The sequence below is a fragment of the Nodosilinea sp. FACHB-131 genome (genome assembly GCF_014695395.1).
In the GTDB taxonomy this organism is placed as follows: Bacteria; Cyanobacteriota; Cyanobacteriia; order Phormidesmidales; family Phormidesmidaceae; genus Nodosilinea.
On sequence record NZ_JACJOF010000027.1, the window covers coordinates 691,213 to 715,900 of the forward strand.

The 24,688-nt window shown below is 59.4% G+C and carries 15 protein-coding genes and 1 pseudogene; 8 read left to right on the forward strand and 8 right to left on the reverse strand.

Annotation, left to right across the window (positions count from 1 at the left end; genetic code table 11):
- Positions 1-27: 27 nt before the first annotated feature.
- The gene (locus H6F75_RS19515; protein WP_190754080.1) at positions 28-11,475 is read left to right on the forward strand and encodes a LamG-like jellyroll fold domain-containing protein; all 11,448 of its coding nucleotides are present in this window, start codon (positions 28-30) and stop codon (positions 11,473-11,475) included.
- Between the two features lie 139 nt (positions 11,476-11,614).
- Here the strand turns inward: H6F75_RS19515 and H6F75_RS19520 are convergent, their stop codons facing one another.
- The gene (locus H6F75_RS19520) at positions 11,615-12,142 is read right to left on the reverse strand and encodes a pentapeptide repeat-containing protein (RefSeq protein WP_190754081.1); all 528 of its coding nucleotides are present in this window, start codon (positions 12,140-12,142) and stop codon (positions 11,615-11,617) included.
- A 572-nt stretch (positions 12,143-12,714) separates the two neighbouring features.
- Here H6F75_RS19520 and H6F75_RS19525 point away from each other — a divergent pair.
- The gene (locus H6F75_RS19525; RefSeq protein WP_190754082.1) at positions 12,715-13,755 is read left to right on the forward strand and encodes a fatty acid desaturase; all 1,041 of its coding nucleotides are present in this window, start codon (positions 12,715-12,717) and stop codon (positions 13,753-13,755) included.
- Between the two features lie 217 nt (positions 13,756-13,972).
- On the forward strand, positions 13,973-15,448 hold the full coding sequence (locus H6F75_RS19530) for a DUF3747 domain-containing protein (protein ID WP_190754083.1): 1,476 nt from the start codon (positions 13,973-13,975) through the stop codon (positions 15,446-15,448).
- A gap of 13 nt (positions 15,449-15,461) precedes the next feature.
- On the opposite strand, the gene H6F75_RS19535 is transcribed toward H6F75_RS19530, so the two are convergent.
- From H6F75_RS19535 to H6F75_RS19545, 4 genes and pseudogenes are all read right to left on the reverse strand, one after another.
- A complete protein-coding gene (locus tag H6F75_RS19535; RefSeq protein ID WP_190754084.1) occupies positions 15,462-16,112 on the reverse strand; it encodes a Uma2 family endonuclease in 651 nt (216 codons plus the stop codon).
- 91 nt (positions 16,113-16,203) lie between these two features.
- Complete coding sequence (locus H6F75_RS28240) at positions 16,204-16,464, reverse strand: hypothetical protein (RefSeq protein WP_242020222.1); 261 nt, start codon at positions 16,462-16,464, stop codon at positions 16,204-16,206.
- Between the two features lie 231 nt (positions 16,465-16,695).
- Positions 16,696-16,881 (reverse strand): annotated as a pseudogene (locus H6F75_RS28245) (cold shock domain-containing protein); the annotation flags it as partial.
- A gap of 144 nt (positions 16,882-17,025) precedes the next feature.
- The gene (locus H6F75_RS19545) at positions 17,026-17,658 is read right to left on the reverse strand and encodes a LysE family transporter (protein WP_190754086.1); all 633 of its coding nucleotides are present in this window, start codon (positions 17,656-17,658) and stop codon (positions 17,026-17,028) included.
- A gap of 71 nt (positions 17,659-17,729) precedes the next feature.
- Here H6F75_RS19545 and rsmA point away from each other — a divergent pair, with 71 nt between their 5' ends.
- The 5 genes from rsmA (at position 17,730) to H6F75_RS19570 (ending at position 22,125) form a co-directional block, all read left to right on the forward strand.
- Positions 17,730-18,560, forward strand: coding sequence for a 16S rRNA (adenine(1518)-N(6)/adenine(1519)-N(6))-dimethyltransferase RsmA (rsmA, locus tag H6F75_RS19550; RefSeq protein ID WP_190754087.1), 831 nt, complete (start codon positions 17,730-17,732; stop codon positions 18,558-18,560).
- A gap of 6 nt (positions 18,561-18,566) precedes the next feature.
- The gene (gene ispE / locus H6F75_RS19555) at positions 18,567-19,511 is read left to right on the forward strand and encodes a 4-(cytidine 5'-diphospho)-2-C-methyl-D-erythritol kinase (RefSeq protein WP_190754088.1); all 945 of its coding nucleotides are present in this window, start codon (positions 18,567-18,569) and stop codon (positions 19,509-19,511) included.
- Positions 19,512-19,611: 100 nt separating this feature from the next.
- Positions 19,612-20,703 carry an RIP metalloprotease RseP gene (gene rseP, locus H6F75_RS19560; protein WP_190754089.1) on the forward strand — a complete coding sequence of 364 codons (1,092 nt, stop codon included), beginning with the start codon at positions 19,612-19,614 and terminating at the stop codon, positions 20,701-20,703.
- 199 nt (positions 20,704-20,902) lie between these two features.
- Complete coding sequence (nth, locus tag H6F75_RS19565) at positions 20,903-21,619, forward strand: endonuclease III (protein WP_199304006.1); 717 nt, start codon at positions 20,903-20,905, stop codon at positions 21,617-21,619.
- A 62-nt stretch (positions 21,620-21,681) separates the two neighbouring features.
- Positions 21,682-22,125: a DUF29 domain-containing protein gene (locus H6F75_RS19570; RefSeq protein WP_347710677.1), complete on the forward strand. Its 444-nt coding sequence runs from the start codon at positions 21,682-21,684 to the stop codon at positions 22,123-22,125.
- A gap of 63 nt (positions 22,126-22,188) precedes the next feature.
- Here H6F75_RS19570 and H6F75_RS19575 read toward each other — a convergent pair whose 3' ends face one another.
- The 3 genes from H6F75_RS19575 to H6F75_RS19585 are packed head-to-tail and all read right to left on the reverse strand — an operon-like array spanning position 22,189 to position 24,527.
- A complete protein-coding gene (locus tag H6F75_RS19575) occupies positions 22,189-23,121 on the reverse strand; it encodes a DMT family transporter (RefSeq protein WP_190754090.1) in 933 nt (310 codons plus the stop codon).
- 57 nt (positions 23,122-23,178) lie between these two features.
- The gene (locus H6F75_RS19580; RefSeq protein ID WP_190754091.1) at positions 23,179-23,610 is read right to left on the reverse strand and encodes a TIGR02588 family protein; all 432 of its coding nucleotides are present in this window, start codon (positions 23,608-23,610) and stop codon (positions 23,179-23,181) included.
- On the reverse strand, positions 23,610-24,527 hold the full coding sequence (locus H6F75_RS19585; RefSeq protein ID WP_190754092.1) for a TIGR02587 family membrane protein: 918 nt from the start codon (positions 24,525-24,527) through the stop codon (positions 23,610-23,612). Before H6F75_RS19585 ends, H6F75_RS19580 begins: the two co-directional genes overlap by 1 nt.
- Positions 24,528-24,688 lie beyond the last annotated feature (161 nt).

Consider the following 24,688-nt stretch of genomic DNA (forward strand, 5'->3'; position numbering starts at 1 on the left):
TGCAAAGCCCCACAGGAGAACCTTTCCATGACTGCTCAAGCCCCCGTTTTAGAGAGCTTTATCAAGCGTTACGGCGATCGCAACTACCGTTACCCCGTGCTGGTGCGCCACCAGGGCACCGTGATTGCCCTAGCGATGGATGACCAGCGCCGCATCTATTATTCCGTGCTGAATCTCAATGGTCAGGGAAATTCCCTCGACGTAAATAGTTGGGCCGACCAGCCCCAAGAGCTGGAGTTTCCCAAAGAAATGGCTGAAGTGGGCTTTGGCCTGGCCGACCAGCTGCTGCTGCCGACGGTGAAGAAGGGCAGCAGCACCCCGGTAGACCCCGGAGTGGTTGTAGCCGACAACGAAGAGGACAAGTTTCTCTCTAGAACCGCGCGACTGACGGCGGACGCCCCATTTCAGGCCATGTCGGACGGGCGATTTGTGTACGTGTTTCGCCAGGCGATCGCCGCCAACCACCCCGATCAAATCACCGTCGAAGGCCCCGAGAAACGCCAGATCCCGATCGTCGATTTGACGCTGCTGGTCGATCGCTTTGTGCTGTCGGGCGCATCGGGCGCGTCTCAGGCGGGAGAAACCGCCCCGGTACCGCAGCTCAAGCTCAATCTAGAGGTGCGCTTTCGCCGCAGCCGCAGCAAGACTCGGCCCCAGAGCACCAAAGACAGCCTGGGGGCGCGCGACATGCAGGACCAGCCCTTCTTTGAGCCCACCCAAGAGCTGTCGTTTATTCGCAACTTGCAGGAGGGGCGGTTTTCGCTGGTGCTGCTGCCCACCACCATCGCCGAGGTGACGCGCTGGCAGATCTTTGCCTTTAACAGCGCCACGGGGATGATCGATGCCTACAACGTGGAGCGCTCCCTAGAGGGCCTGTTCAACACCCGCGGCACCCAGTCTGCCACCGGCAGCGACGCTGCCGAGACCGCGCTGGACTTTAGCCGGGAGAGCGACCATGTGGTGTTGGCTCCAGGAGTTCGCCTCGGCCAAGGCTTTAGCCAGGAGGCGTGGATTTTCCCCCGCGTGACCGCGCCGGAGCCAGGGGAAGCGCTAGAGCAGGCTCTGCTGGGGAATGACGACAAGACTGCCACAGCACCGCCCTCGATCTGGATTGTGGACAACCGCCGGGTGCGGGTGGGCTTTGGCGATGGCGCTGAGTTTCAGTCCTTCATCACCGGAGAGGTGCTGCGATCGAACCAGTGGAACCATCTAGCGGTGGTGTTTAGCAATGACCCCGATGATGCGGGCTATCACCTCTACGTCAACGGCCTGCCCGTAGACGTGCGGCAGGAAGGCGCATCCACCAGCAGTGTGGGCAAAATGCCCGTAGATGCGGCCATCACCCTGATCGGTGCGCCCAGCCACAGCTTCTCTGGTCTAATCGACGAGATTCGCCTGTGGAGTCGGCCGCGTTCGGAGCGGGAAATTCGCAGCGATCGCAGCCTTCGGCTGTCTGGCCATGAGCTGGGGCTGGCGGCCTATTGGCGACTGGATGAAGGTTCCGGCAGTGAAATTCTCGACCACACCGGCAACCATGCCCCCGGCACCATGACGGCGGGCTTTGCCAACCGCGCTTGGGTGACCTCCGACGCGCCGATCGGCGAAAACGCCGGGGTCAGCCGCGACAGCTTCCGCTTTGAGGGCCGCACTGTCGAGTCGGGCATCGCCTCGCTGCTCTACTTCCAGCAGGAGGAGGCCCGCACCGGCTACGACCAGCAGGCCAAGCCCCTGCGCCAGGGAGCGCGGGTGATGATGGCGGTGGCGACTCAGGCGGTCGAGACCAACGATCCTCAGGGGACGTCTGACCAACGCAAAGAGATTGCCACCCTCGACTTCGGCGTCTCTGCCAACGGCCGTCTGGCCAAGGTCGCCGACAACTTACAGCTCCAGCCCGTGGCGGTGGAGCGCGACGGCGACCCAGTGGATGTGAGCGCTGAACTGGCCCAAATTCAAACCATTCAGCAGGTGATTGACCAAACCCTAAGCGATGACGACACCGCCGATGTGAGTGTCGCACTGGCCCAGATTGAGGCGTTGCAGGCCGCTATTAGGCAAAAGCAGCAGGCGGCTCGCACCGTAGACGTCAACGCCGAGCTCGATCGCATTACAACCCTACAGGGCGCTATCACCCAAAAGACCCAGCGCGTCACCACCCTGAGCGAGGAAATCGACTACCTCAATCGGGTGTTTAGGATTGTGGATGATGCGATCGCCAACCGCAGCACCGGGCTCACCATTCCGGCGGGCAGTTTGGATAGCCTCAACTTGTCGGCTAAATTCAGTCGGCTGCGCGAGCTGCGCAACCTCCAGGCGAATGGCCAGCAAGAGCTACAGCAGCTGCTAGACTTTCTGCGCAATGCTCGGGTTACTCTGCACGAGCACGCCAACTTTGGCGGCCGCTCATTATCCTTTGGTCTGAACGCCATTGGCAACAGCTTTTCGCCCCGCTTTGTGGGCTATACCCAGCTCAATCAGCACAACTTCAATGATCTGATCAGCAGCATTGGCATTTCGGCCTTTATTCGCGTGGGTCGAGGGTCGCAGCTATTTCTGCCGGCGCTGCAGGTCACTGTTTTTGAGCATGCCAACCGCAACAGCGGCCAAGATGGGTTTGCGCATACGTTTACCGAAACCAAGGCGTTTGTCGGTCGCGATTTCAACGATCGCATCTCCAGCCTAGAGATTTCTGAAAACCCGGCCTTCCGCAGCCACCGCGATGCGCTGCAGCGATCGCTCGACACTCTGGCCGCCGATCTGAGCAGCCTGCTCGACGAGCTGCGCGGCATTCGCACCAGCATTGAAGCTCTGCGCACCGACCAAGACCAGCAGCGGCAGCAGCTGGAGCAGGCGGTAATTAGCGATCGCACCGCCCTGGCCGCCCTGCAAAACCTGCTGAACAAGGGGTTTGCCGCCACCATGCCGCTGGTGCACAGCGACGTCAGCGGTCTGTCGGTGGCGGGCGGGCTGCTCACCTTCGCTTGGGCTGACGACACCCCGCTGCTGTTCGACAGCGCCGTGGGCAACGTGGCGATGTATTTTCGCGGTACCGACGATCAGTTCTTTGTCGCCTACTACAAAACCCTCACCCAGCGGGCGCGCTACGCCCTCAACGATGCCCTTGGGGCAGAGACCGTGGTGGGTTTCGCCCGCTCCACTGAGGCCGAGATGGATCGCATTCGCCTCAGTGTGAATGGGGAGGCTGCTGATCCTACCTGCACTGTCACCATCCAGGTTAAAGCGGGTGATCAGGAGATTGTCGAAACCTGGCGGCAGGTGCCTCGCGCTCCGGAGGGCTTTGCCAAGGTGCTGAATGGTTTGGCGGGCGATCGCACCTTTGTCGGTCGCGGCGAAATCGCCCTCACCTCTGGGCGCGCCGACACCCTGACCGTGGCGGGGGGCATTCACCGCTCGCTACCGGCTGGGGCCACGCTGTTTATCGGTGACTTTAAGGCTACTTTGGCAACCGCTGTAGACCAGGGCACCACAGAACTGAGCATTCGCACTGGGGCTGCCAGCTCCACCGCCGAGCCGCTGCCGGTGTTCTTTTTGGAGTACGACTATGCGGTGCAGGCCAGCACCACCCAGGGCGGTGCTGACCTCTCCTCCGGCTCTAAGCTGTTGGCCTTCATCGCCAATGGTGCGGGTCAGGCGGTGAAGAATGGCACCGTGCACAGCGGTTTGACGCTCTCTAGCCGCTGGGTCTCTGAGGCGCCAGGCCACACCTACGCCTTCAACGGCCAAGACAGCCACGCTCGGCTGGAGGCCTCCAGCGCCGCCTTTGACCAGCAGCTGCGGCAGTTTTCGCCCCAGGCTGACCTGACGCTGGAAGCCTGGGTGCGCCCCAGCCAGATCGCCGAGGCCAGTCTGCGATCGCGCCTGCTCCACCACCAACCGGCGGCCAATACGACCGATACTCGCTACCTGCTGGGTCTGAAGCGCGAGGAGTTGACTACAGCGATTGCTCTCAACGGCGGCACTGACCTAGTGCGCATTCCTAACGCTGCCCACCTCAACTTTGCCGGAGCCATCACCCTAGAGACCTGGGTCAAACCCGCCAAAAATGAGAACCTGGGCAACATCATCGTCCACGGTAACGCCAGTGGCCACCAGGTCTTCTTGCGCATCAATGAGGGGCGTTACGAAGCCGGTAGCCACAACGGCACCGACCACAAGGTGGCGATCGTCATGCCTGCCGCCGATCGCACCGGCAACGCCTGGGTGCACCTGGCCGGGGTCTACGACGGCACCCACTGGCGGCTGTACCGCAATGGCATTGCCCTGGGTGAGCAGACCGATGCGATCGGGGCCGTCCCCATCGATGCCGATTGGGGTCTGGGAGCCCATCCCAACCCGGGCGATCGCGTGCGGGTCTTGACTGGGGCGATCGCCGAGGCCCGCATCTGGCAACGGGGCCGCACTCAGGTCGAAATCGCCGCCGACATGACCCGCGAACTCAGCGGCAACGAAACCGATCTGGCGGGCTGCTGGCGCTTCGACGACTTCGGCAACCGCCGCGCCACCGACTACGCTCGCTTTGGCCACCACGGCCAGCTGGTGGGCAATCCCCAGCCGACCGAGTCTCCTATTCCTGCCTACTCGGTATTTGCCGGGGTGGGTGAGCAACTGGTGCAGTCATCGCAGAAAATTGCTGCGGGCAACTGGAACCACTTGGCGGCGGTTTTCAACCAGTCCTACGGGGTGCAGCTCGATGGCCAGCCCGCCACCTTCTTAGACGCGGGCACCGATCTGACACTCGATATCAACCGCGACCTCACCCTTGAAGTCGCCTTCAAAGTCAACGACCTCAGCCAGGCCCGCGCCCTGCTCACTAAGGGCAAAATTAGTGCCACTGAAGACCCTGAGCAGCACGTACCCTACGCTCTTTACCTAAACCCGGCAGGCCGTTTGGTCTTTGCCTTTGAGGATGTCAGGGGCAAAAAACACCTGTTCATCTCCCAGCCCATCCCCAACCCCACGGAGTTTCACACCGTCACTGTCACCCGCAAGCGCCATACCATCACCAGTCCGGTGCGCAACAATGGCGATCAGCAAACCGGGGTCGATATCGTCTCCTGGGATGCGATTCAGTTCTTTGTGGATGGCCAGGCCAATACCCACAGCAGCCAGCCCTACGGCCTGTTTGAGTACAAAAAACCGGGCAGCGACACCACCGGCACCCCCCGCCAGGAAGATGGCCGCAACGGGGGCAGCACTAGCCCCGGCTTCAATGCCGGACAGCCCCAGCAACCGCTGGACATTGGCAACAGTAATGCGCCCCTGGAGTTTGGCGCGGGCTTTAGTCTGGCTAGCTTTGACCCAGCGGGCGCCGATCTAGACAGCATCAACGGCGTCTATATTTCAGCGTTTGCGCTATCTAACCCAGAAGGAAAGCTGACCAACCCCCAGGAAGCGGAAATGATGGCCTTGGCCGTTGGGGTCAGTGCCGGGGCTGGTGAGTTAGAGCGGGATATCAACCTGCTCAATACCGTCCGCAACGGGTTCGATAACGGCTTTGCGATCGCCTCCCTCCACGGCACTCTGGCCGAAATTCGCCTGTGGAATGTGCCCCTGGAGGCGGGCAGCATCAAGCCTACAATCCAGGGCGGCGAAAAGGGGCTGCTCGCCTGGTGGCGCTTTGAAGAAGCTGAAGGCACCCTCGCTTTAGATTCCAAGGGCAGCAGCCACGCCCGTTTCAAGGGCGCGGTGCAGTGGGTCAAAGACCCCAACCCCAGCGGGTCGCAGCTAGTGCTCTACCGCAACGGGCAGCTGCTGAGTAGTGAGCTGGTGCCAGCGGCCAGCCGCGCCGTCCTGCTTTCGCCCCAGGCCCAGTTCACCCTAGGCGCAATGCAACGCGACAACAAAACCCAGGAATTCTTCCAGGGCGAGCTGGAGGAAGTGCGGATCTGGCAAACCGCCCGCACCCCAGAGCAGCTGCAAGACAACCTGTTCCGGCGGCTGTTGGGCGAAAACGAGCAGTTCCTCGACAACCGCGAAGACCTGCTGGCCTACTATCCCTTTGATACCCAGAAGGCTGGAGTACTCTCCGACTTCTCGCTGCTGGGCAATGACCTGACACCTGTTAACGCCGAGTTTGTAATCTCCACCGCCCCCATTGGCGAAGACACGCCCCAAGTGCGCAGCGCGCTGGCGGGTGTCAGGACTCCCTTTAGCGATCGCCTCCAAAGCGCCCCCGCCGTGCAGGAGTATGGTGACCTGCAAACCGATATCGACGGCAACCTGTTCGGCATCTACAAGCGCTGCTACGGCCTGATTAAAGACGGCCAGTGGGAGCTGGTCACCGGCTTTAAGGTGGGTGAACTGGTGACCGAATGGGTCGGCCAGGTGCAGTTCGATCCGCAACTAATCGGCTTTATCGAAGGGGCGCCGCCAGTTCCCGGCGAAAACCTCACCAGCCGGGGGGCCGTGCTGGGTGAATTTGCCAACTACAACGGGGCCAGCTCCGTTGAACTCAAGCAGGCCAGCAAAACCAACTTGACCTTCTCCGCTGACAAAGAAAGTGGCTTTGACTCTAGCTTTGATCTGACCGCCGGGCTGCTAACTGAGGCCAATGTCGAAGCCGGTATTGGCCTGGTGACCGAGGTGGCCGACGCAGACGGCGCCTTTGGTATTAAGGCCAAGTTTGAGAACTCCCTGGGCTGGCTCAGCTCGGGCAGCACCAGCCTGGGGCTGACCACCAACCTATCGAGCAAGCAGCAGCTGCAAGGGTTTGTCGAGCCTGCCAATGCCGTGGCCTTTGGCGATGTCGGTCGGCGGTTTATCCCTGAAAACACGGGCTTTGCCCTGGTGCAGTCGCAAACCGCCGATGTGTTTGCCCTCAGGCTCAAGCACAACAGCGCCCTGGTGTCGTACCAGATGCGCCCCAACCCTGACATTCCGCCCGATCGCAACATCATCAACTTTCCCATCAACCCCGCCTACACCAAGCAGGGCACCCTGGACGGCAAAATCGGCTTCACCCCCGACCCCGCCTACCCCAATGCCCTCACCTTTAACAGCGACAGCAGCTTCTACAAACCGATCGAAGCCTTTGCCCTCAAGCAGCGGATCCAGCGCGAAGAGGAGCGGGTGCGGGCCTACTACGACCAGTACGACGCTGGGGCCGTGGGCCGTCGCCAGAATGTGCTGTTTGGCCAGAGCGGCGACCTGGGCAGCGAGGACGTGCTGCAAAACCTGCCCCGGCTAGAGAAGCGCAACCTGGCCAACACCTACGTCTGGACGGCGGACGGCGGCCTGTTTGCTGAAACCCAGGAAACCATGGACGTGGTGCAGGAGAGCTATGGCGGTTCCTACGCCTTTAAGGGGCAGGCCGGCATCTTTGCCGACCTGAACGTGTCCATTAGCGGCGTGGGCTTCAAGTTTGGTTTTGAGGCCATGTTTGGCGGTCGGCTCAACGTGCAGGCCACCAAGAGCGTGCAGTCAGAGAACAGCTTCTCGGTCGAGGTCAATGTCGATGAGGTCGAGCGCGATGTGTTCCTGCGGGATGAAGCGGGGGAAGTGCTGTTTGACCTCAGCAACCCCCTCACGCCCAAGGCCCTGCGTCATCCTGGCAAAGTGGATGCCTACCGGTTTATGACCTTCTACCTGGAACCCCAGGCCGACCACTTCGACCACTTCTTTAACCAGGTGGTTGACCCCATTTGGCTGGAGCAAAGCACCGACGCCAACGCCCTGGCCCTGCGCGGTCTGCGCGATGCCAACAAAGCCCCTGGCACCAAGCCCCCCTGCTGGCGCATCTTTCACCGGGTGACCTTTGTCAGCCGGGTGCTGCCCCCGATCGGTAGCACCAAGCCCCTGCCCGCCCTAGAATCCACCCTGCGGGAGCTGAGCATCGACAGCAACTTTGAGCTGATCAAGCGGCTCGACCCCTTTGTAGCCGACAAGGTCGATGACTTTGGCGAATTCTCCCGTGCCATTCGCGAGACCATTGCCACCTTTATGCCTGAGCTGCAACCCCACGTGGCTGCCATCACCGAGTTTATGCGGCTGTTCTATGGCGTCACTGAGGTCACCAGCCTGGCCGACAGCCCGGAGCTCACTGCCCTGCTAGAGGGCGATCGCGCCCCCAACGCTGCCCCAGTGGTGCGGGTAGGCCGCAGCCAAACCCTGCGCCTAGAGGATGGCACCGTGCAGACCACCCTGCCCGGCTCTGTAGCCGACGATCGCCTCTCTCCCGAGGCCGTCTTCGTCACCTGGGCGGTGGAGTCTGCGCCCACCGGAGCCACTGTTGCCTTTGAGGATCGCCACAGCCCCGTGACCGTCGCCAGCTTTAGCGACATTGGCCACTACCGGCTAGCGCTAACCGCCAGCGATGGCACCCTGTCTGCCACAGAAGACCTCGACATTTTGGTCAACCAGTCCCCTCTGGTGCGAGCGGGTGACGACCAGGAGATCGGCTTCCGCCAGCCCCTAGAACTGCGGGGCGAACTGCTGCGGGATGGTCGGGGTGACAAGACAACTCAAGCCCTCACCACCCGCTGGGATGCGATCAGCGGCCCCGGCTCCGTCACCTTTGACAATGCTGCCGCCCTGCGCACTCGGGCTCTCTTTAGCGCCAGCGGCGTCTATCTGCTGCGGCTGACGGCAGAAACCACCACGGCTAGTGGTGTGCTCACCCACAGCGACGACCTGCAAGTGTTTGTGGGGGCGCGCATCAACCGAGGGCTGCTCAGCCTCTACAGCTTTGCAGATAGCGGCAACAGCGTGCGCGATGTTGGTGGAGTTGGAGTGCCGGTGGATTTGGCGATCGCCGGCAAACCCACACCGCTCAAAGCCCGAGGCGAAACCACTCCCTTTGCCCTGGCGCTGAAGAAACCTGCCTGCCTCACCAGCACCAACGCCAGCCGCCTAGTCCAGGCGATCAAAGCCAGCGGTGAATTTACTCTAGAAGCCTGGATTAACCCCTCCCAGGGGAACCAGCCCGGACTGGGTCGCATTCTCACCCTGTCGGGAGGGGCCAGCCGCCGCAACCTGATTGTGGGCCAGGCGGGCAACCAGTTCCACCTCGGGGTGCGCACCAGCGAGACAAATGGGAACGCCAGCGATCGCGCCTTTGCGGGCGGCACCGTTACCCCTGCTACCCTCACCCACGTCGTCTGCACCCGCCAGGCCAACGGCACCACCCGTCTATATCTCAATGGCCAAGTCGTTGCCCAGCGCGTGATCCCCGGCACTTTAGCCAACTGGGACGACAGCTTCACCCTAGCTCTGGGCAACGAACTGGGGGATACCCTCAGCGAAGACCGCGCCTGGCTGGGTGACTTCCACCTGGTCGCGCTATACAGCAGCGCCCTCACCCCCGCCGAAATTGCCACCAACTTTGAAGTAGGCGCCGACGCCAACCTGACTCCGGTAGTGTCTGCCGGTGCTGACCAGGTCGTTAACCTCCCCAGTTTCCTCTCCCTCAGAGGGACCGTTGTGGATGACCGGCTGCTCAACGGCAGCCTCTCAGTGCTGTGGAGCCAGCCCGGTGGCCCCGCCCCGGTCACCTTTAGCGACCCAACCAGTCTAGAACCCACGGTGACCTTTGCCGCCCCCGGCACCAGCGATGAAGACGGGCAGCCCTTTAAGGTGGCGGGCATCTACACCCTGCGGCTCACTGTCGGTGACGAAGCCCAGGCCATGAGCGACGAGGTACAGATCACCCTCAACCACGCGCCGCTAATCAAAGCGCCTGACGCGATCGTGGTGCAGTTGCCCAACCGGGCCCAGCTCACCGCCGAGGTGCAAAGCGGTTTGGGCAACCTCCAGCAGGGCCGTCTTACTCTGCTCTGGAGCCAGCTCAGTGGACCGGGCACGGTTTCCTTTGGCGACCCTACCCTGGCCAACACCAGCGCGCAGTTCTCCGAAAGCGGCACCTACGGGCTGCGGCTCACCGCCAACAACGGGTTGCTCACCACCGTGGCTGATGTTGTCGTCCGCGCCAACAAAGCGCCGACGATTCGGGCCAGCGCCGCACCGCTGGTCAACCTGCCCACCGCCGCTGCCCTCCAGGGTGAGGTGGTGGACACCGGTCTGGCTGATCCGGCAACAGGTATTGTGAGCGCGCAGTGGAGTCTGGTGAATGGCCCCGGCCCGGTCTCCTTTGCCAATGCCAAGACGCTGTCTACCACCGTTAGCTTCAGCACCAGCGGTGAATACACCCTGCGGTTGACCGTCAGCACGGGGGAACTCGCCACCAGCCGCGAGGTAACAATCACCGCCAACCAGCCTCCCCTGGTCGAGGCTGGCCCCAACCAGAGTATTGACTTCCCCATCCTGGCAGAACTCGATGGCACCGTCAGCGACGACGGCTTCCCAGCCACCCCCGGTCGCCTGACCCTGGCCTGGAGCAAGGTCAGTGGCCCTGGCACGGTCACCTTTGCCGACCCCGCCAGCGACATCACTACGGCCCAGTTTTCTCGGGGCGGTGAGTATGTGTTGCGGCTGACGGCGAACGATGGGGCGATCGCCGCCCACGACGAGGTCACCATTCAGGTGAACCAGCCCCCGGTAGTTAACGCTGGCGCCGATCAAGTTCTAACCCTGGCAGTGTCAGCGGCAGGAGCGGTTCAGGCGGTAACAACAACTCTCAACGGCACCGTCCAAGACGATGCTCTCCCGGCCAATACTCTGACCACGCTTTGGCAGCAGCTCAGCGGCCCTGCCCCCGCCGTTCTAAGGGACGCTGCAAAACTCTCCACCTCGGCTGAGTTCCCTGGAGTGGGCACCTACGTGCTGGAGTTAAGCGCCAGCGACGGACGCCTGACCGGGCGCGACACCGTCACCGTCGTTGTTTCTAAGCGAGTTACGACAGGCGTTCAGGCTCTCTACGATTTCCGCGAGGGCAGCGGCAACACCGTCCGTGACCAGTCAGGGATACAGCCTCCGCTGGACTTGGCGCTGGTCAACGGGGCGATCGCCCGCCTCCCCCAGGGCCAGGGCATCAGCCTCCAGCAGCCCAGCCTGCTGGCCACTCGTGACCCCGCGACCCGGCTCAACCAGGCCATTCAGCGCAGCCAGGCTATCACCCTAGAAGCTTGGGTAAAACCGGCCCAGCTTTCCCCCAGCCAAACCCCGGCGCGAATAGTTACGCTCTCAGTCGATACCGGGCATCGCAACATCACCCTGGGCCAAAACAACAACCAGTACGTAGCGCGTCTGCGCACCACTACTACTGGAGTCAACGGTGCCAGCAAGGTGATCGAAGCGGGCTCAGTCAGCGTCAACCAGCTGACCCACCTAGTGTACACCCGCGACGGTGAGGGTAATGCCACCCTCTACCTCAACGGTCAGGTGCAAAAACGCGATGCGATCGACGGCGATCTCTCTAATTGGGATGCTACCCACCGTCTGGCTCTAGGTAACGAGCTGACGGGCGATCGCCCCTGGCTGGGCGAGTACCACCTGGTTGCCATCTACGATCGCGCCCTCAACGCCGAGGAGGTCAGCCAAAACTTCGCTGCCCACCTCTCATAGACCACTAGAAACTGCCGCCAGCTAGGCGGCGATGGCAAAAAACCGGGTTTCTGCCAGAGAGTATCGCCTCTGATGCAGAAACCCGGTTTCTTTTTAAGTGTCTCCATGCCGCAAGAGGCAACTTGGTCGAAGGCAGGTGCTAGTGCAGCCCCCAAGAGATCCATCGAGAGCCTGTAGCAGCATCGCCAGCATCGGATGACTTGACCCAGTTGCCGCTGGTATCATCCAGTTCGGCTGAGGTGAGGTCGGTGTTTTCAACCCAGGCATTGGCTAGGTTGGCGTCGGAGAGATTAGCACCGCTGAGGGCTACCTCACGCAAAATTGCGCCCTGTAGATCGGCCTGTTCTAAATTAGCCGTGCGCAGGTCAGCGTAGCTGAGGTCAGCCCCGACCAGGTTGGCCCGCTCTAGGTCGGCCCCAATTAAATTGATGTGCTTGAGATTAGCCCCACTGAGGTCGGCCCCAACTAGGTCGGCGTCGGTCACGTTAGCCCGCTCTAGATTAGCCCGCGAGAGGTCAGCCCCGCTGAGGTCAGCCTGGGATAAATCGGCTCCGCTGAGGTCGATGCCGCTGAGGCTAGCACCGCGCAGATCGGCCCTATGCAGACGAACGCCTGAAAAGTTGCGATCGCCCCGGTTGTATTCGTGCAAAAACTGTTGAATATCCATGGAAGACAGCCTCTACAACTTGGCTAGATCAGCTTTAACGGGCAGTGCCTTGGGATTGAAGCTTGCTGCACTTGTCTTGCTCAGCAGGGGGCCAGCGTAGCCATTCAGCTCGGGTAGCCGCTCGGGGTTAGCCGCTTTAGGGTCAGAAGAAATTGGCCAACAGCTATCGTTGTCTGCTAACTCACGCCTCTCAAGATGGCACCGGTTGAAGTGCCAGTTGCCGTTAAAGCTATCCCCATTGTCGGCTAATGCTCAGGCATGCGGGGAGGTGATTTATAGAACGCAACGCTCCTCGGGCAGCAGTTTCTCTAACATGCCCCAGCTCTATCGGTAAGCGAGGCCGAACATGTTATAAATGTTAAGGAATTATAAGCATTCTCGCGGGCCAATCTTTGCCCCCATTAAGCTGTTTGCGGCGGTTATCAGAGTTATTAAAGTAGTTCTGCTTGCTAATATCTCGATTTTGCAATCAAGCTTAGGCTCTGTTTGGCCCCTGTGGGGCGAACAGATTTTTTTTGGCAAATACAGTCCAGCTCTGATATGCGCACCTTAACTTCTGTGGAGACTAGTCCTTGACTGCAATTTTTGAGCCTTCCGCCAGAGCTGCGGATGTAAACCCTTACAGCGACCTGACCCTAAAGCAGGTTATTCAAACTATTCCTAAAGCTTATTTTCAAAAAGACCCGCGCAAAGCCTGGGCGGCTGTAGCGCTCAGCGTGGGTGCCGTAACCCTGGGATATGTGGCAATCGCCTTTTCCCCCTGGTTTTTGCTCCCATTTGCCTGGTTTTTGACCGGCACCGCCCTGACCGGCTTTTTTGTGGTGGGCCACGACTGCGGCCACCGCTCCTTTGCTAACCGCCGCTGGGTCAACAACTGGCTGGGGCACATCATGTTTCTGCCGCTAATTTACCCCTTCCACAGCTGGCGGCTGCTGCACGACATTCACCACCGCCACACCAACAACATGGAGATCGACAACGCCTGGGCACCGTGGAGCAAGGAAGAATACTCCGGTGCGGGTGGCTTTTTGCAGGTGGTGTATCAGACCATGCGGACCTGGGTGTGGTGGCTGGCGTCGGTGGCCCACTGGGGCGCACTGCACTTTGACTTGCGCAATTTTGAACCCCGCGACCACGGCAAGGTCAAGCGCTCGATCGTGGCGGTGGTGGTCTTTGCACTGGTGTTTTTCCCCACGCTGTTTTACTTCACCGGCCCCTGGGGCGTCGTGAAATTTTGGCTGATGCCCTGGCTGGGCTACCACTTCTGGATGAGCACCTTTACGCTGGTGCACCACACCATCCCTGAGATTCAGTTTCACTACGGTGACACCTGGAATGAGGTGGAGTCGCAGCTCTCAGGCACGCTGCACTGCGACTATCCCAAGTGGATTGAGGTGCTGTGCCACGACATCAACGTCCATGTTCCCCACCATGTTTCAGTAGGGATTCCGTCCTACAACCTGCGGCCTGCCTACGCGGCCTTGAAGGAAAACTGGTCTCCTCTGATGAAGGAAACCAAATTTTCCTGGGAATTGATGCGGACGATCATTGACCGCTGCCATATCTATCACCCCGAGCGGGCCTACGAAACGTTTCGGGAGCTAAGACGTTAGAGAATCAGGCAAAACCTGGTCTAGAGGGGCGATTTAGCCCTGCCTCACCGGCTCAGCATTCCTGGGCCGGTTTTATTTTGGGGAGGGCCAATTGGTAAACTGCGACACCCTAAACGCGCGGGAGGTGCTTGCGATCGCGACAATCGTGGGTAGCATTAGGAGTCTTGCCAACGTTTGACTCTAAACCTTAACTCCCCACACCGCTTCACCAACTGCTATGGCCCTGCTGTCTCGCCCGCTAAAAACGTTTTTGACCACTGCCGCTGTGGTGCTCACGGGGCTAGCTGCGGCCCCGATGGCGCGCGCCCAGCAGTTTGACCAGCAGCCCATCGACCCCAACCTTGCGGTGGCGATCGCCAGCCCGGTGCGCAACGGAGCCTTTTATAGCCTGATGATTTTGACCCAGGTGCCCAACCAGCGGCAGTGCTGGCAAGAGCAGGGGCAGGCGGGCGGGCCCATCACCGTGGACCCGCTGCTGCTGAACTTTGACTTTACTGGAGCCTGCGATCGCAGCACCGACGGCAACGGCTACTCAGTACGCATCAACGGCCAAGACCTGGGGGTGCACTACCGCCTAGAGGTTTCGGCCCGGCAGAATGACCTGGTGCTGTTTGCTCGGCCCACGCGCGATCGCTCGGCCCCGCCCATCGAAATTGGCCGCACCAATGGCCGCACCAACGGCTTTCTCAAAATTCAGCTCAACCCCGGCTGGCAGATGACCCGCCGCACCTACAACGGTCAGCCCGTCGGCCACATCTACCTCACCCACGACGCACCGCTAGATGTGCGCTTGGCTGCCGGGGCCGCCCCACCCCTGAGCCAAACCCCCAATACGCCCCCTGCCGGCCGTCCCACCACGCCGCCAATGACATCGCCGCCGCCGCCCCCCGGCAGCACCGTGGCTACCGGCAACTATTTTCGCGTGGTGGTGCCGATTACTGGACCCAATACTTTACAACAGGTGCGGGCTGTAGAGCCCGAGGCCTTTCGCACTACCGCTGAGGGCCAAGAGGTGGTGCAGGTGGGGGTGTTTCGCGATCGCCAGCGGGCCGACGAAGTCTATAACGCCCTAGTTGCCGCCAGCCTACCCGCCAAAATTCTGGGGGCCTCAGCCCCGGCGGTAGCCTCTACGCCCACTCTGCCACCGATTCCCCAGGGGTCGGTGGTAGTGGTGATTGACCCCGGTCACGGTGGGCGCGACCCCGGTGCCGTGGGCATCGGCGGCCTGCAAGAAAAGCAGATCAACACCGCCATCTCCAACCGGGTGCAGCAGCAGCTCCAGGCGGCGGGCATTACGGTGCTGATGACCCGCAGCAGCGATGTCTTTGTCGATCTAGACGCCCGTGCCCAGTACGCTAACCGGGCTGGGGCTAGCGTGTTCGTGAGTATCCACGCCAACGCTATTAGCATGAGCCGCCCTGAGGTCAATGGTCTAGAGACCTACTACTTCTCCAGCGGTGAACGGCTGGCCCGCAGCATTCACAGCGCGGTGCTGCAAAATGTCAGCATGCGCGATCGCGGTGTGCGCCAAGCCCGCTTCTACGTGCTGCGCTACACCACTATGCCGTCGGTGCTGGTCGAAACCGGCTTTGTCACCGGGGCCGAAGACGCCGCCCGCTTCCGCGATCCCGCTGCCGTGAATCGGATTGCCGACGGCGTGGCGCGAGGCATTTTGACCTACTTGGGTCGGTAATGGATGGTGAAAGTTAACTGGCCTTAGAAACAAACTGCCGGACTGCTCTGACCACGGCTAGATCGGTCCCAGTTTCTCGTAGCACAACCCATGCTCGCAGCTGCTCTACCGATACTACGGAGAAGGCCAAACTGCTCTCCAATTCACGGATTTGCTCGCCGCGCAAGTCTAAAATCTTGACCTTGCTGTTGCTGTAAGGCCAGAGTTCGGGCACCCCAAGCGCCTGGTAAATGACCAATTTCTGATTTGACGCACTGGCGATGTCTACTTCTACCGCCAAGTCTGGCGACAAGTTTGGCGGAACCTCAGGATTCAACCCCTGCACTAACCCGGCATTCTGAATAAAAAAGCAGCTATCAGGTTCAATCCCTTTGTCCAAATCTTCGCGGTTCCAGATCGTTGAACCCAAATCCACAATTTCTAACCCCAGTTCTTCCGCCAAGGCAAAGATAATTTTGCTCAGCAGCCGATTGATAATCTCATGGAGCTTACTGGGTCTCCGCATCTCCAAGCTGCCATCGCTATAGGCCAACCGAGTGGCCCGATTCTCGCCTAGCTCTGCTAGAAAAAGCTGGTAGTGCTGCCAAGTCAACCCCGACACAGTCATAGCGCTGCCGGGAGACAGCACAATTTGACTTAGGGGAGTGGCCAAGGCAACAGACATGGACAAACAACCGCACGGCAATGTCAGGATGATAACAAGGCCACCGCAAGACTGGCGGCCTTTTGCCCTCTAGGAACCCAGTAAGGTATAGCTATCGCGGTGCTCTGCGCCAGCCCGCCGCGATCGCCTCCGCCTCAGTGCAAAACCACCGTTCTCCCTTATCGAGATGGATCTCTGTCCCCTCATAATCTTCCATGCCGGGAACGTGGTAGAGCTTGTTGCCGCTTGAAATCGAAATATTGCCTTTGACCATGCAAGTGGGTTCTGTAAAGGCTTCAACAGGCGAGGGAGGAGCCGTAGTATCGGGCTCGGCAAGGGGTGAGGGCAGAATACTCGCAACAGGCGACAGCAAGAAGGTTCTATGGACAAGCGGTGCGGCGAACAGGGCAACAGTAGTGAGGCCTAAAATACCTACAAGAGCTTGGAGCCAGACGTCCTGTTTTGGCTGGCGTCTAGCTGTTTGAGGGCGGAGCGTTGTGGGGATGGATTTAGCTGTTTTGGGGCGGGGCGTTGTCGAGATAGATGTAGGGGTTTGCAGTGGGCTGGGCACAACGCCTTGAATAGAGGCTTGGGCAGCACGTACCTTGCCGTCAGGTTGAGTAACTTTCTTGTATAGGATCGTGTCTCCGACTTGTGGACGGCGGCAGTCTCTTGGCAGAGCGCTGATGTGTAAGAAAACCTCTTTACCACCGCCCTCAGGTTTAATAAAGCCAAAGCCTCTGTCATCCTTCCAGGAAGTCAGTTGCCCTTTGTGGGGAACAGGTGCCATGCAATCGCCTCGTCGGGGTCTACTAGTTTGTAGGTTTCCCCGGCGGGCGATCGCACTGACAGCCCTAGAAAAGTTGAACTGTCGCGGTCAATCCACAGCGCACGGCTCTCGTCTAACTTCGGTACTTTGTTGAACTTAGGCGGGCTACTCGCTTGCCTCTGCTACGGCCAAGCGCATCCCTAAGACTATGAGTGCTGCCCCAGTTAGACGTTCTAGCCAATGGGCAGTGGCCAGAATATGTCGCTTGAAAGTCTGTTGAGAAATTACTATGGCTACCACTGCAAACCAAACCAGTGCGACAGCCGCGACGGTTAACCCATAGACCGCTTGCGCTACCAGCGGCGTTGCAGGTTGCACAATTTGGGTAAATAGCGCCAGGAAAAAGAGTGTTGCTTTAGGGTTTAAAAAATTTCCTAAAAAGCCGATGCGAAACGCTGTCCAACGCCTAATGTCTCGCTGCTGCTCAACGAATTCTGATGCGATCGCAACTCTCTGGGCCCGCAAAGACTTGATGCCAAGATAAATGAGATAAGCAGCGCCAACCCATTTCAGGACATTAAACAGCAGAACAGATTTGGCAATCACAGCGCCAATGCCAACCAGGGAATAGGTGGCGTGAACCAAGTTGCCAGCTCCAACGCCGATCGCAGTAAATAGTCCTGCTCGTCGAGAGTAAGCCAAGCTGTTTCGTAAGGTCAGGGCAAAATCAGGGCCGGGAGTGACAACTGCTACTAAACTGACAGCAAAGACCGTTAACCAAGCTGAGAAGAACGCCATTCTCTCTCCTTGTATGACAATCTGGGTATGACATCTTGGGCGAGAGCCTACCACGGGTTGCTAATCAGATAATGTTCTCCCAACCGACTCGCAAGCGCTTTGGCCAGCACTGGCTCACCGACGAGAAAGTGCTCCACCGGATGCTGGAGGCCGCCGCCGTTACTCGCCAAGACACCGTGCTCGAAATTGGCCCTGGCACCGGAGCGCTGACCCGCTGGCTGCTGCCCCTGGCCAACGCGGTGGTGGCGGTAGAAATCGATCGCGACTTAGTCCGCAAGCTCAACAATCAGTTTGCCAAGCACGATAACTTTCGCCTAGTACCAAGCGATATTTTAGAGCTAGACATCGCTGCCGCCTCGCGGGACAAGCACTTTGACTTTGGCCTGCCCAACAAAGTCGTGGCCAACATTCCTTACTACATAACCGGACCAATTCTAGAAAAGCTGCTGGGCACCCTGGCGGCACCGAACCCGGAACCCTACGACGCCATTGTGCTGCTGGTGCAGAAGGAGGTGGCAGAACGGCTCTACGCTCGCCCTGGTCGCAAAGCCTTTGGGGCTTTATCGGTGCGGGTGCAGTACCTAGCAGATTGTGAACTGGTGTGTCCGGTGCCTGCCCGCGCCTTTCAGCCGCCGCCCCAGGTAGACTCGGCGGTAGTGAAGCTTACCCCGCGTCCGCCTGTCACCCCATCCGATGACCTAGCCGAGTTCGATCGCCTGGTGAAGCTGGGCTTTGGCAGCAAGCGCAAAATGCTGCGCAACAACCTCAAGGGTGTAGTCGATCGCGATGACCTAGAAGCGATGATGACAGTTCTAGCCATTGAGCCTACCGCTCGCGCTGAAGACCTCAGCGTTGAGCAGTGGGTGGCGCTGAGTAATACAATCCTGAAGCACCCCCGCTGATTTTCTATGCGCTCTTACACTCTGCTGGCCGCCGCCAAAATCAACCTCTATCTCGAAATTGTGGGCAGTCGCCCCGACGGCTTTCACGAGCTGATTATGGTGATGCAGAGCGTCAGTCTGTGCGATCGCATCACCGTGCGCAGCATTGGCGTCGATGAGATTCGGGTGCGTTGCGACCACCCCCTAGTGCCCGCCGATGAAACCAACCTGGCCTATAAGGCCGCAGCCTTGGTCATGGCGCAATTCCCCAACGCGATGGCCAAGCTGGGCGGTGTCGAAATCACGATTGAAAAGCAGATCCCGGTGGGGGCTGGGCTGGCTGGCGGCTCATCCAACGCGGCGGCGGTGCTGGTGGGGCTAGATCTGCTGTGGAACTTGGGTCTTACCCAGAGCGAGCTGCAAGAGCTGGGGGCTGAACTGGGATCCGACATTCCTTTCTGTGTGTCGGGGGGCACGGCGATCGCTACAGGCCGGGGTGAACAGCTCGATGCGCTTCCCGGCATCGACAACCTGCATCTAGTGATCGCCAAGTACGAGTCTGAGTTTGTCTCGACCCCCTGGGCCTACAAAACCTACCGGGCCGAGTATAGCGATACCTATGTAACCGATGCCAAAGGCTGGCAAGAGCGGCAGGCCCAGGTGCGATCGGGTGAGATGGTAAGGGCAGTGGCCCGTCGCGATGCGATCGCTGTAGGTCAGCACCTCTGCAACGACTTTGAGAAAATCGTGCTCGATGCCCATCCCAAAACCGCTGCTCTCAAAGCCACCATGGCCGACCTCGGCGGACTCGGCACCCTAATGTCGGGGTCTGGCCCTTCAGTGTTTACCCTGGCTGGGTCTGAGGCCGAGGCCAGTGAGCTGGCGGCCAAGCTGCGGGCGGCCTTACCAGACCCTGATCTAGGCATTTGGACGGCTCAGTTTGTGCCCAGTGGGGTGCAGCTCGTCAGCTAACCAAAGGGCTGAGAATGGGGCGGTGGCGGTGGTGTCCGCCGTGAGCGGGGAGAAGCAACGCTAGAATAGGGAGACTGTTCTTAACCTATCGGGTTTGTCTATGTCGGTTTTAGCTGCGATCGCGGTCATTGCCCTACTGGTAGCCGTTCACGAAGCGGGGCACTTTACAGCCGCTCGGCTACAGGGCATTCACGTCAACCGCTTTGCCATTGGCTTTGGCCCCATCCTGTGGAAGTACCAGGGAGCTGAAACCGAATACTCCCTGCGGGCCATTCCCCTGGGTGGCTTTGTGGGCTTCCCTGACGATGATCCCGAGAGCGACATCCCCACCAACGACCCCGACCTACTAAAAAATCGCCCGATTCTCGATCGCGCCATTGTGATCAGCGCTGGGGTGATTGCCAACTTGGTGTTTGCCTACCTGGTGTTTGTGGCCCAGTTTAGCGCTGTGGGCATTCCCGAAACTTTTAATCCCCAGCCCGGCATTTTAGTGCCCCAGGTGATCGCCGAAAGCTCTCCCGCCGGTCAGGCAGGCATTCGCGCTGGCGATATTTTGGTGGCGGCCAACGGCGAACCTCTAGCCTCTGGTGAAGAGAGCATTCCCTTCTTCATTCAGCTGATTAAAGATAGCCCCAACCAACCGGTGGAACTTACGGTGCAGCGAGGCGATCGCGAGCTAGATGTCTCGGTCACTCCTGTAATTGGCCCCGACGGTACGGCCGTCATCGGCGTGCAGCTCCAACCCAATGGCGACTTTGGCTACCGCCGTCCCAAAAACCCCTTTGAAGTATTTAGTCTGGCGGCGCAGCAGTTTCAAGACACTCTGGTGCGCACCGTGAAAGGCTTCGTGCAGCTAGTGACCAACTTTGGCGAAATGGCCAGCCAGGTGGCCGGGCCAGTCAAAATTGTCGAGCAGGGAGCAGGGTTGGCCAAGAACAGCGCCGCTATGCTGTTCCCTTTTACCGCCATCATCAGCATCAACCTAGCAATTATCAACATTCTGCCCCTGCCTGCGTTAGACGGCGGTCAGTTAGCGTTTTTGCTAATTGAAGCCCTGCGCGGCGGCAAGCCCCTGCCCGATCGCCTCCAAGAGAACGTCATGCAGACTGGCCTCGTGCTGCTGCTGGGCCTGGGCGTATTCCTCATTGTCCGCGACACCACCCAGCTCGAAATCTTCCAAAACCTACGTTAGAAAGTGTTGAGTTTTGAGTTCTAAGTTTTGAGTTGAAGTCAAGGATTCAATCAAGTGGGATAGCCGTCTCGGCTGTCCTGGTCAGGCAGGATGCTTAACCTATAAAACTTAGATTTAATAAAATTCAAGTTTCCAAGAACTCAACACTTCATTCCCCCTTGCCCATCCACCCCTCACTCATCCACTCCCTACCCCCGCCATGCCCAACCAGCGGCGAGCCTCCAAAAAACAGCGGGCGCTGGAGATTCTTCTCCGCCTGAAACGGCTGTACCCCGAAGCCCCCTGCTCCCTAGATTTTGCCAATCCCTTGCAGCTGATGATCGCCACCATGCTGGCGGCCCAGTGCACCGACGAGCGGGTTAACCTGGTTACCCCGGCTCTGTTTGCTGCTTATCCCGATGTTTACGCCTTTGCCGAGGCCGATGTCGCCGATTTAGAGCAGCTGGTGAAGTCTACCGGCTTTTACCGCAACAAAGCCAAAAACATCCGCGCAGCCTGCCAACGGATCATCACCGAGTACAACGGTGAAGTCCCTCCCCGCATGGAAGATTTAGTCACCCTGCCAGGCGTGGCCCGCAAAACGGCCAACGTCGTGCTGGCCCACGGTTTTGGGATCAATGCTGGGGTGACAGTGGACACCCACGTTAAGCGCATCACGAATCTTCTGGGGCTGACCAAGCACGCTGACCCGGTCAAAATTGAGCGCGACCTGATGAAGCTGCTGCCCCAGCCCGATTGGGAGAACTGGTCAATTCGGCTGGTGTACCACGGGCGGGCGGTGTGCAATGCCCGTAACCCCAAATGTGGTCTGTGTGAGCTGGCTGATCTTTGTCCGTCGGCAAAGGTTGTTCCAGTTGTTGACCCCATACAAGTTGGCCCTATGCAAGTTGTCAGCCCTATACAAGAGGTGATCTAGTCCTAGGAATATTGAGGCTAGATGCGGCAAGATTATTCTAAGCAGGCCTTGGAGGTTTCATTGTGGCTGACCTCTACACCACTGATTTCTATGCTTGGACTCAGGCACAGGCCAATTTTTTGCGGCTGGGCAAGATTGACCACCTCGATCTGGTGAATTTAACTGAGGAAATCGAGTCTTTGGGTAGGCAGCAAAAGCAAGAACTCAAGAATCGGTTAGGCGTCCTTCTAGGCCATCTGCTGAAATGGCAGTATCAGCCTAGCCAGCGCAGCAAAAGTTGGAGATACACGATCAAAGAGCAGCGGCTGCAAATTCTAGATTTGCTTGACCAAAACCCTAGCTTAAAAAGCTTTCAGGACGAAGCTGTTGCCAAAGGCTATCAGCTGGGCTTGCTATTGGTTGGGAGAGAAACACTCCTCGATCCCAAAACCCTACCAGAGCAATGCCCTTTTACCCTAGAGCAACTTTTGGATGACCAATTTCCTGAAGACCTAGATCTCCTATAGGTGAGGAAGGCTGTGGTACCGAGGCGATCGCTGCCTTTGGTTAAGGTCCGATCAGTTTCCTAATTACGAAGGCTTAGTGAGGCTGAGCAAGCCTACGCTGACGGTGACTAGCAGCACCCCTAACCCCTGCACCACAGAAAGCTGCTCTTGCAGCATGCCCCAGGCCAGCACGGCGGTGAGGGCTGGGTTGGCGGCCCCGAGCATAGAGGCAGCGGTGGCCCCCACGCTGCGAATGCCAAGGTTGTTGAGCACGTGGCCGGTGAGGGTGGCGATCGCCGACAGCAGCCCCCCTACCCACAGCGCGGGCCATAGCAGACCCGCCACCTCCCCTGGCCACAGCAGCAGGCTAGCCGCCGACAGCACCAGCGTCACCGCAAAGCTAATGCCCGTAAACGGCACCGGGTGAAAGGTTTCAAACGCTTTTTGGGCCACCACGGTGTAAAAGGCGTACACAATGCCCGAGGCCAGCCCAAAGGCGACGCCTACCCAGCTCTCAATCGCTGCCCCCGTCATGGGAATGGTCAGTGCGCTACCCAGCAAAATCAGCGCCAAAATTGCCCAGCGGCCGATGCTGGGGCGGTGGCCAAACCAGTACCAGTCCAGCACCGCCGTATAGACCGGAAAGGTGAAAAACAGCGTTAGCGCAATGCCTGCCGCAATCCGCCCCACCGACACGTAGAGCAGCGCCAGGTACGAGAACATCAGCACCCCACCTACCAGGGCTAGATAGAGTTCGCGGCGGTAGTCTGCCGACCCTAAGCGTCGCAGGTCGCTCCACATAGGCGGGTAAACTGGCGGCAGCAGCACCGCCATCAGGGGTACTCCTACCAGCATGCGCATAAACATCAGCAAAAATGAGTTGGGCAGAGTGGGCTCCACAAAGCCGCCGGTCTCCAGCACCCCAAACAGGTTAGACGGAGTAAACAAAACCCGAGTGATCAGGTTTTGAGCGCCGAAGCAAATTGTCGCCAGCAAAATTAAGACATAGCCGAGCATGTATTTCCCTATTCACGCTTGAGGGATGACCCAATGCCAGCGCCCTTAATCACGCATCTACGGTAGCCGATAGCTGGCCACCCGCACCATCAAATCCCCCCCCCGAGGATTATGGGTGAAGACAAAACTCCCCGCTTTGGTCTCGTGACCCGAGAGAAAGTCGATCTGCTGCTCGCCGGTTTCGTCGTCAACCCCTGTGATGTGCAGCTCAGCAGTCACCTGCACCATGCGGGCAATGCGGCCGCCGGTATTGGTAATGGCGAAGGGTACGTAGTAGCGGCCATCAGTGACGCGCACCGCTTCTGACACCGCCACCGAAAAGGCAGGCGGGCGATTTTGGTTGGTCTGCCAGTCGAAGAAAATTAGCCCTATCAGCCCTAGCAAAATCAGCGAGGCCGCGATAAACGTCACCCATTCGGCCGCGGACCGCTGAGTAAAGCGCCCAGTTTCATCAGGAGGTAATTGGTCGGGGAAGTTGGGCAAATCCATTAGATCAGGATACGCCCTGCGGCCCCGCCAATGGAGGCGGGCAGGCCCAAAACCAAAGTATTGCTCAACCATTCTGACCAGGGATCACTGGGGTTGAGCTGCTGAAACAGCACTAGCATCACCACCGATGCCACTAGGGCTACGAGATAGGCCACCAGGGTTTCGGTAACGGGGCTAAACAGCAGCCCCCGCTGCCGTCGCTCGGCACGATCGGTAAAGCCCGAGGCAAACACAATGGCGTAGGAGAGGCCCAGCGACGCGCCCATGATTAGCAGCAGCCACAGCGGGGGTAGCGATGCAGCCAGCAGCGGCACTTCTTCGGTGGGGGCAATGCTAAAGGCAATTAGCACTGCCCCAATCAGGGCGGCGTCAAAATCGACCAGGGCATCGCGTAAGTTGGCCAGGGTAGGCGAGGCCAATCGGCGAGAGAGGGGGGCGGTTGTGCGGCGCACGCGGTCTGTACCAGAATCGCGCCTTTGCTTGCCCTGCAAGGTGGAGCGTGCCAGGGCCACCCCCAAAGCAAAGGGAACGGTCTCAAACACCACCTTGCCCAATATCTCCGACAGGGGAATGTCGAGGGTAATCCGGCGTAGCAGCACCAGAGCTAGGGCCGCGCATACGACGCCGATGGCGACAGCCTCAATACTTTCCAACAAGGCTTCTAGGGGGTGCAGGTGGAGGGTCTGGCGAAACCCTTCGACCTGGGTAAGCAGCCCGACGCCGACTAGGGTGGTGGCGAGCACCGTCAGCAGCCAGCGAGGCCCCGTGGCCGCTCCAATTATCCACACCTCTACCGTATAGAGCAGCGGAATGCCGAACAAAAAGCCTCCCACCGCCCCCTGGAGAATGGCCTGCAATTCTGTGAGCCAGATGTTGGTAGAGGGCAGAGGCGTTGTGTCGTCTACGGACTCAACCATCGCGGATTGTCTCTGATGTGGGCGGGATCAATCAGACCTATCTACAGCATAGTAAGGGTTTGGCGATTCAGGATGACTAAGATCAGGGCTGTCTGCCCAAAGTTCTCCGACTGAAACCTTAGGAAAATCTCTAGTATTGCTGGGGTTCTACAAAATGCCCG